Source organism: Cellulomonas septica, from assembly GCF_012396155.1.
Lineage (GTDB): Bacteria > Actinomycetota > Actinomycetes > Actinomycetales > Cellulomonadaceae > Cellulomonas > Cellulomonas septica.
In genome coordinates this window covers 1-8,372 of record NZ_JAAXOY010000087.1, presented here as the reverse complement: position 1 = coordinate 8,372, position 8,372 = coordinate 1, and the positions used below count along the sequence as shown (strand labels likewise).

The 8,372-nt window shown below is 71.4% G+C and carries 7 protein-coding genes; all 7 read right to left on the bottom strand.

Translation table 11 applies throughout. The features are described 5' to 3' along the window. Positions 1-1,171: LCP family protein (locus HGA02_RS05525; RefSeq protein WP_343035289.1), on the bottom strand; the 1,171-nt coding region annotated here is incomplete at its 3' end. Positions 1,172-1,305: 134 nt separating this feature from the next. Continuing rightward, positions 1,306-2,301, bottom strand: a complete 996-nt coding sequence (gene rfbB / locus HGA02_RS05520) for a dTDP-glucose 4,6-dehydratase (protein ID WP_168678158.1) — start codon at positions 2,299-2,301, stop codon at positions 1,306-1,308. 133 nt (positions 2,302-2,434) lie between these two features. Continuing rightward, the gene (locus tag HGA02_RS05515) at positions 2,435-3,676 is read right to left on the bottom strand and encodes an oligosaccharide flippase family protein (RefSeq protein WP_168678157.1); all 1,242 of its coding nucleotides are present in this window, start codon (positions 3,674-3,676) and stop codon (positions 2,435-2,437) included. Continuing rightward, positions 3,673-4,797 carry a glycosyltransferase gene (locus HGA02_RS05510; protein ID WP_168678156.1) on the bottom strand — a complete coding sequence of 375 codons (1,125 nt, stop codon included), beginning with the start codon at positions 4,795-4,797 and terminating at the stop codon, positions 3,673-3,675. Before HGA02_RS05510 ends, HGA02_RS05515 begins: the two co-directional genes overlap by 4 nt. Continuing rightward, complete coding sequence (locus HGA02_RS05505) at positions 4,794-5,990, bottom strand: DegT/DnrJ/EryC1/StrS family aminotransferase (RefSeq protein ID WP_168678155.1); 1,197 nt, start codon at positions 5,988-5,990, stop codon at positions 4,794-4,796. The genes HGA02_RS05510 and HGA02_RS05505 overlap by 4 nt, the downstream gene beginning before the upstream one ends. Next, complete coding sequence (locus tag HGA02_RS05500) at positions 5,987-6,931, bottom strand: GDP-L-fucose synthase family protein (RefSeq protein ID WP_168678154.1); 945 nt, start codon at positions 6,929-6,931, stop codon at positions 5,987-5,989. The genes HGA02_RS05505 and HGA02_RS05500 overlap by 4 nt, the downstream gene beginning before the upstream one ends. Next, positions 6,928-7,974 (bottom strand): GDP-mannose 4,6-dehydratase, encoded by a 1,047-nt coding sequence (gene gmd, locus HGA02_RS05495; protein ID WP_168678153.1) that lies wholly within the window; start codon positions 7,972-7,974, stop codon positions 6,928-6,930. The genes HGA02_RS05500 and gmd overlap by 4 nt, the downstream gene beginning before the upstream one ends. Between the last annotated feature and the right edge of the window lie 398 nt (positions 7,975-8,372).

Below are 8,372 nucleotides of genomic sequence, written 5' to 3'. Positions count from 1 at the left end.
CTCCCGCGTCCGGCGGGGTCGTCGCACCTGCCGCCGGGGGCGCGGTCGTGGTCGGCGCCGTCGGGGTCGCGGGCGTCTCGGGCTCGCCCAGGGCGGGTCGGTCCGCGGCGACGTTCTCCCACAGCGCGTCGGCCTCCGAGGTCCACTCGACGCGGTTCGGGTCGCTCTTGGCAGGCGCCCACGGCACGGTCATGAACGTGATGTTGCCACCCCGGATGGACCGCATGTTGTAGGTGAGGCCGGTCATCGCCGTGAGGGACAGGCCCGAGTCCGTGGTCAGCGAGCTCGTCGCCGCGTCGAGGAACGACACCAGCTGCCCCAGGTCGCTCAGGACGTTCTTCGAGAGGACCTCGGTCGCCATCGCCGCGACCAGGCGCTGCTGGTTGCCGATGCGGTTGGTGTCGGAGCCGTCACCCACGCCCTTGCCCTTGCGGGCGCGGGCGAACGCGAGCGCCGTGGCGCCGTCCAGACGCTGCTGACCGGCCTGGACGTTGAGGCCCGCGTCCTTCGACGTCATCGCGTTGGGGATGCAGATGTCCACGCCGCCGATGGCGTTGATCATGTTCTGGAACCCGGCGAAGTCGACGACGACGAAGTGGTCGATCGGGACGCCCGTGTTCTCCTGCACCGTGCGGATCGTGCAGGCGGCCGCGGACGCCATGTCGCCGCCCATGTCCCAGCCCGTCGCGAACGCGGTGTTGAACATGCCGTGCGTGGCGCGCGACGTCTTGCCGTTGGACATCGTGCACGACGGGATGTCGACGAGGGAGTCGCGGGGGATCGAGATGGCCTCGACGCGCTGCCGGTCGGCGGAGATGTGCACGAGGATCGTGGTGTCGGAGCGCATGCCCGCGACGGAGCCGCCGATCTCGGCGTTGACGCCGTCGCGCTGGTCGGACCCGAGCACCAGGATGTTGACCGGCAGGCCCTTGTTCGGGTCGTCCGGGTCGGGGGTGCGGGTCACCTGCGGGGTCGGGCCCACGAGCGCCGAGATGTCGACGCGGTCCATGTTGCCCTGGAGGCGGGTGAACGCCGCAGCGGCGCCCGCGACGCCGAACGCGAGGAGCGCGACGGTCGTGAGGGCGACGCCACGCAGGACCCGGTGCGTGCGCGGGTTGCGGGCGTGCCGCGCCGCACGAGGGCGCGGGACGGCGACGTGGCGACTGGTCACCCCGTCATGCTAGGTGCGTCGCTGGCGCTCGGCGCAGAGCCGTCGCACGCGTGCCGTGGAGGATCTGTGCAGATCATCGGCCCGCCGCCGCGCCGCCACCCCGGCTCCGGGCGGTGGCGGCGCGGGACGTGCGGTCAGCGGCCGAGCTGCGCGTACTTGGCCTCCGTGGCGTCCTTGCGCGGACGCCACCAGGCCTCGTTCTCGCGGTACCACGTGACCGTCGCCTCGAGGCCCGCGCGGAAGTTCTCGTACCGGGGGGTCCAGCCGAGCTCGTCGCGCAGCTTGGTCGCGTCGATCGCGTAGCGCATGTCGTGGCCGGGGCGGTCGCTCACGAGGTCGTAGGCGTCGCGGGGCTGGCCCATGATCTCGAGGATGTCCTCGACGACGGTCTTGTTGTTCTCCTCGCCGTCCGCACCGATGAGGTACGTCTCGCCGATCCGGCCGCGCTCGATGATGGCCCAGACCGCGCTGTTGTGGTCGTCGACGTGGATCCAGTCGCGCACGTTCTCGCCCTTGCCGTAGAGCTTGGGGCGGACGCCGTCGATGACGTTCGTGATCTGGCGCGGGATGAACTTCTCGACGTGCTGGTACGGCCCGTAGTTGTTCGAGCAGTTCGAGATCGTGGCCTGCACGCCGAAGCTGCGCGCCCAGGCCCGCACCAGCAGGTCGGAGGACGCCTTGGTCGAGCTGTAGGGCGACGACGGGTTGTACGGCGTCTCCGGCGTGAACTTGGCCGGGTCGTCGAGCTCGAGGTCGCCGTAGACCTCGTCCGTCGAGATGTGGTGGAAGCGCACGCCGTGGCGGCGGACCGCCTCCAGCAGCTGGTACGTGCCGATGACGTTCGTCCGCAGGAACGGCCACGGGTCGTGCAGCGAGTTGTCGTTGTGGGACTCGGCCGCGAAGTGCACGACGAGGTCGACGTCCTTGACGAGGCTGTCGACGATGTCGGGGTCCGCGATGTCGCCCTTGGCGAAGACGACCTTGCCGTCGACCGGGTCGAGGCTCCGCTCGTCGCCCGCGTAGGTGAGCGCGTCGAGGACCGTGACGCGGACGTCGGGACGCTCGCGCACCGTCTGGTGGACGAAGTTCGAGCCGATGAAACCGGCTCCGCCGGTGACGAGCACGTGCACGGGAAGGACCTCCGGATGGTCGGTGGGGGACTTCAGCCTAGCGGGGGGTCGACGACGGGCTCACGGGTCCGGGAGCCCGGGCGTGCGCGGGACGGGGCCCGGCAGCAGGGGCGACCTGCGGCGTCGTCGCGGGTCAGACGAGGTAGCGGCGCATCATGGTCATCACGTTGACCGTCTCGCACACCTCGAGCGCGACCATGACGAGGACGACCGCCGTGATGCTCATGGTGCCGGTCACGACGAGCGTGCCGAGCGCGAGCGCCGCGACCACGACGCGGCACACCAGCACGAACGACTCGCGGCGCATCGCCCGCGACGAGCGGCCCACGCAGGCCGTCATCCCGAGGATGTTGATCGTGTAGAGCGTCGCCCACACCGCGAACAGGGGGCCCTCGGTGAACAGGTAGTGGTAGTCGGGCCCGAGGACCTTGACGACGACCCACCCCGAGCACACGTAGAGCACGGGCAGCGCGACCGCGAGGAGCGGCAGGGCGCGCACGATCGTCCGGCGGACCTCGGCGCCGGACTCCGCCCGCACGGTCGCGGGGAGGACGATGCTCTGCAGGACGAAGACGGCCTGCACGGCGAGCAGCACCGAGCCCGAGAAGTAGGCCGAGTACTGCGCGTACTCGACGTCCGAGGCGCCGATGCGCAGCGCGAACTTGTCGATGTACATGATCGCGACGGCGAACACGGTGGTCGGCGCGGCGTACCGGGCGAACGACACGAGCTGGCGTCGCGTCGCGGCGTCGGAGCGCCAGCGCGGGGTCCGGTGCGCGAGCAGGCCGAGGTAGGACGCCACCGCCAGCACCGCCGCGCCGACCGCGATCCCGGCGAACACGCTCCACGACGGCTCACCGAGCGCGAGCACCGCCGCGACCGCACCGACGACGATGACCGTGGCCTCGACGAACTTGACGACGGCGACGGCGCCGACGCGCCCGCGTGCGGCGGTCAGCCGCTCGACGATCGCGCGCCACCCGGTGGCCACGCCGAACCCCGCGGCCAGGACGACGAGCAGCCACGACGACTTCGTGAGCCCGGCCAGGGGGTCGGCCAGGACCAGCGCGACCGCGCACGCGACGACCGCGAGGACCGACGCGATCGTCAGCACGCTGCCGACGACCACGGCCCGGTCCTCGTCGGACCGGCCGGCGAGCAGCCGGGGTGCCGCGAGCTCGAGGCCCGCGACCGCGAGGATGAACCAGACCTGCGAGAGCGCGAGGAAGAACGCGAAGTCGGCGAAGCCGCTCGGGGACGTCGAGCGCGCGACGACGATGTTCAGGGCGAACATCCCGGCGCCGGACGCCGCGCCGCCGATCAGCGACAGCAGCGAGAGCCGGCGCAGGCGGGCCGACTGCGCGACGTCGCTCATGCGGAGGGTGCCAGCGCCTCGTCGAAGACGTCGAGCGTGCGCGCCGCGGTGGACTCCCACGAGAACCGCGCCGCCTGCGCGCGGCCCAGCTCGGCCGCGCGTCGCATGCGCTCGGGGTCGGTCGCGACGACGGTCATGCCCTCGGCGATGGACTCCAGGGAGTGCGGGTCCACGTAGATCGCGGCGTCGCCGCCGACCTCGCGGTACACCGGGATGTCGCTGAGCAGCACCGGCAGCCCGATGAGCATCGCGTCGAGCGCCGGCAGGCAGAACCCGTCGTGGAACGAGGGGATCGCGAGCGCGGCGGCGCTCGCGAGGAGCCGGTCCATCTCGTCGTTGGTGACCCAGCCGCGCAGGTCGACCCAGTCCTGCATCCCGGTCTCCTGGACGATCGGGATCAGCGGGTCGTCGCCCTTGCTGCCGGTCACGACCAGGCGGGGACGCACGTCCTCGGGGACGAGCGGGAGGGCGCGGATGAGCGAGCCCCAGTTCTTGTGGCCCAGCCGGTTGCCCGTCGCCAGGATCATGTTCTCCGGCGTGCCGGTCCGCAGCCGTGCGGCGGACTCCCGGACCGACCCGGCGAGCGGGATGATGTCGAGCCGCTCGCGCGGGAACTTCAGGTACGTGTCGATGTCACGGGCCGAGGACTGGCTGATCGTGATCATCCGGGCCGCGTTCTTCGCGACCATCGACTCCATCCACTGCGCCGGCTTGACGAAGACCTGCGAGGGCATGTGCTCGGGGTCCGTCCAGTAGAGCAGGTCGTGCATCGACACGACCGTGGGGACGCGCGACCGGCGCGGCCCGAGCAACGACGGGCAGTGGATGAGGTCGGCGTGCAGCCGGTCGGCCCACCGCGACACGCCCTGCAGCTCCGCCCAGGACCACCGCAGGCGGTTGAGGCCGGCGATGTTCCCGCTGACCCCGGAGTCGACGACCCGGCCCGGGAACCACGCCGGGTCGGACGCGGCGAACTCGGTGCTCGCGAGCGCGGTGAACGTGAAGCGGTCGGTGTCCCGCAGCGCCGAGTAGAGCTCCCGGGCGTAGGTCTCGATCCCGCCCTTGGTGCCGGTCCAGAACAGCATGTCCACGAGGACGTGCGGACGCGTCGCCACGGTCACGCCCCGACCAGCTCGTCGAGGACCGAGCCGAGCAGCTCGAGCTCGGCACCGAGGTCGCCCTCGCGGTTGCCGATGAAGAGCCCGTTGGTGTCGATGAGGTCGGCGTTCGTCAGCTCGCCGTGGACCTCGTGGTCGAGCCACCGCATGACGGGGTTCTTCGCGAAGTTGCCGGCGACGACGGGCCGGCACTCGATGCCCGCGGCCTGGAAGGCCCGCACCAGGTCGGCGCGCGAGAAGGGGGCGTCGGGTCGCACGACCATGCTGAACCCGAACCAGCTGGCCTCGCCGATCTCGCGCTGCGTCATGAGCTGCGGGTAGCGCGCCATGAGCTCGAGGAACCGCTCGGCGTTGCGCCGCCGGTCCGCGATGAAGCCGGGGAGCTTCGCGATCTGCTCGATGCCCACCGCCGCGCTCATCTCGAGGGGCCGGACGCTGTACCCGGGGAGGACGAACTTGAACGACTCCTCGAAGGGGTTGTCGCTCTTCTCGCCGGTGACGCGGTTGAACTTCGGCAGGTTGCGCGTCCAGCCGTGCGCCCGCAGCGTCAGGAGAATGTGGTACAGCTCCTCGTCGGCCGTGCAGATCACGCCACCCTCCATCGTGGAGATGTGGTGCGAGAAGAACCCGCTGAAGCTGCCCATGAGCCCGTGCGTGCCGCACTGGCGACCCTGGAACGTCGCGCCGAGCGACTCGCAGTTGTCCTCGACGAACTCGATGCCGCGCGGCTCGCAGAGGGCGCGCACGCGGTCGAAGTCGTTCGCGTTGCCCAGGAGGTTCACGACCATGACGAGGCGCGTGCGGTCGGTGATCGCCGCCTCGAGCGCGTCGAGGTCGTAGTTGAGCGTCTCGGCGTCGATGTCGACGAACTTCAGGCGCAGCCCGTACTGGCTGAGCGGGTAGTACGTGGTCGGCCACGACACCGCCGGCACGATGACCTCGTCGCCCGGCTGGAGCGGGTTCTCCTGGCGGTACCGCAGCGCGGCCACCATGAGGAGGTTCGCCGTGCTGCCCGAGTTGACCGCCACGCAGTACGGCGAGTCGAGGTACTCCGCGAACACGCGCTCGTACTCGGCCGTCTCGGCCGCCATCGTGAACTGACCGCTCGCGATGACCCGCTGCAGCGCGGCGTACTCGGCGTCGTCCCACGAGGACTGCGACAGGGAATAGCGGGTCTCGGGCTGGGGCGTGGTCATGCGGGGGTCTCCGTTACGGGGTTTCGTCGTTCCTGCTCGACGTACCACTGCCACGTCGAGCGCATGCCGTCCTCGAGCGAGTGCCGAGGGCTCCAGCCGAGGTCGTGCAGGAGGGTCGTGTCGAGCTCACGACGGAGGACACCCTCGGGCTTGGCGGTGTCAAAGGTTATCGCACCGTCGAATCCGACGATCCCGGCGGCGAGCTCGGCCACCTCGCGGATCGCGGTGTCGCCGCGCGGCCCGGCGTTGACGACCGGCGGCGGCTGCTCCTGGTCGAGGAGCAGCAGGCAGGCCTCCGCCAGGTCGTCGGCGAGGAGCAGCTGGCGGCGCTGGTTGCCCGAGCCCCAGACGACGACCTCGCGCGCGCCGGACTCCACCGCGTCGCCGAAGCGGCGCAGCGTGGCGGCGACGACGTGCGCGGTGCGCAGGTCGAACCGGTCGCCGGGCCCGTACAGGTTGCACGGCATGACCGAGTGGTACGTGACGCCGTGCTGCGCGCTGTACGCGTCGCACAGCGTGGTGCCCACGAGCTTCGCCAGGCCGTACGACCGCGTCGACGGGTCGAGCGCCGCCGTGCCGAGCGCGGCCTCCGTGATCGGCTGCGGCGCGTCGGCGGGGTAGGCGTTGGCGCTGCCGACGAACAGCAGGCGCTCGACGCCCGCAGCGAGGCTCGCCGCGAGCACGTTCGACTGGATCAGCAGGTTGTCGTCGAGGAACTCGACCGGCTGCGCGAGGTTCGCGCCGAGGCCGCCGACCCGCCCGGCCGTGAGGACCACGACGTCGGGACGGGCGGCGGCGAGGGCCGCGAACGTCCGCTCACGGTCGCGCAGGTCGACGCGCTCGGTGCCGTGGACGCTCGCGTCACCACGACGCCGCAGCGCACGACCCAGCGCCGAGCCGACCAGGCCACGATGACCGGCGACGTAGACGCGACGGGTCAATCGTTGGCCCCGGACCGGCCGGTCACGACGTGCCCGGCGTCGCGCAGCGTGCGCTCCTGGCGCGCGAGCTCGAGGTCGTTGTCCACCATGAGCTGCACGAGCTCGTCGATGCCGACCTTCGGCTCCCAGCCGAGCACGGTGCGCGCCTTGGTCGAGTCGCCCTGCAGGGCCTCGACCTCCGCGGGCCGGAAGTACCGCGTGTCGATCTCGACGTGCTTCTCCCAGTCGAGGTCGAGGCGGCCGAAGACCTTCTCGACGAACTCGCGGACCGAGTACATCTGGCCCGTCGCCACGACGAAGTCGTCGGGGGTGTCGTGCTGCAGGATCAGCCACATCGCCTCGACGTAGTCCCGCGCGTGGCCCCAGTCGCGCTTGGCGTCGAGGTTGCCGAGGTACAGCTTGTCCTGGAGGCCGAGCGAGATGCGGGTCGCCGCACGCGTGATCTTGCGCGTCACGAACGTCTCGCCGCGGCGCTCCGACTCGTGGTTGAACAGGATGCCGTTGGACGCGAACAGCCCGTACGACTCGCGGTAGTTGATCGTCTGCCAGTACGAGAAGAGCTTCGCGACCGCGTACGGGCTGCGCGGGTGCATGACCGAGGTCTCGGACTGCGGCGGCGGCGTCGAGCCGAACTGCTCCGACGTGCCGGCCTGGTAGAAGCGGACCTGCCGGTCCGTGCGCTGCGAGTAGTCCCGGATGGCCTCGAGCAGGCGCAGCGTGCCGAGCGCGTCGACGTCCGCGGTGTACTCGGACTGGAAGAAGGACACGCCCACGTGCGACTGCGCGGCGAGGTTGTAGACCTCGACCGGCTCGACCTTCTCGATGATGTGCCGCAGGCCCGTGCCGTCGCTCAGGTCGCCGTAGTGGAGGAACAGGCGCGCCTCCGGGTCGTGCGGGTCCTTGTAGACGTGCTCGATGCGGTCGGTGCTGAACGTGCTGGACCGGCGGACGATCCCGTGCACCTCGTAGCCCTTGCCGAGCAGCAGCTCGGCCAGGTACGAGCCGTCCTGCCCGGTGATACCGGTCACCAGTGCCTTCTTCATGGCGGCAGCCTATCTACGTCGCGGGTGGGGTCGTCCGGGCCGTCGGACCCGAGACCAGCCACAGATCCTCCCACGAGCCGGTGGGCCACGAGGACGCCGGGGCGACCGGCGCGGGCCGAGCGGCGCCCGCCACGCCCGGGCTGGTCCTTGACCCGCCCGCGGAGGCCGCCGAGACTGCCCGCAGTGCCCGGGCGGACCCGATCCGTCACCGGTGCGACCGGGGGATCGCCAGGAGGAACCGTTGTCCGCACGTCTCAGCAGCCCAGGGCACGCACGTGCCGACCGTCGCGTCCCCGTCCCGCGGGGGCGTCTGCGGCCCGTCGTCGTCGGGGTGCTGGGCGTCGCGCTGCTGCTCCCCGCCGCCGGGACGCTGCCCGCCGTCGCCGCGCCGCCGCCGG

What these genes read in the sequence shown, in the direction of transcription:
- HGA02_RS05515 (WP_168678157.1), bottom strand. Translation starts at nt 3,676, where the DNA reads ATGAGCGACGTCGCGCAGTCGGCCCGCCTGCGCCGGCTCTCGCTGCTG.
- HGA02_RS05505 (WP_168678155.1), bottom strand. Translation starts at nt 5,990, where the DNA reads ATGACCACGCCCCAGCCCGAGACCCGCTATTCCCTGTCGCAGTCCTCG.
- gmd (WP_168678153.1), bottom strand. Translation starts at nt 7,974, where the DNA reads ATGAAGAAGGCACTGGTGACCGGTATCACCGGGCAGGACGGCTCGTAC.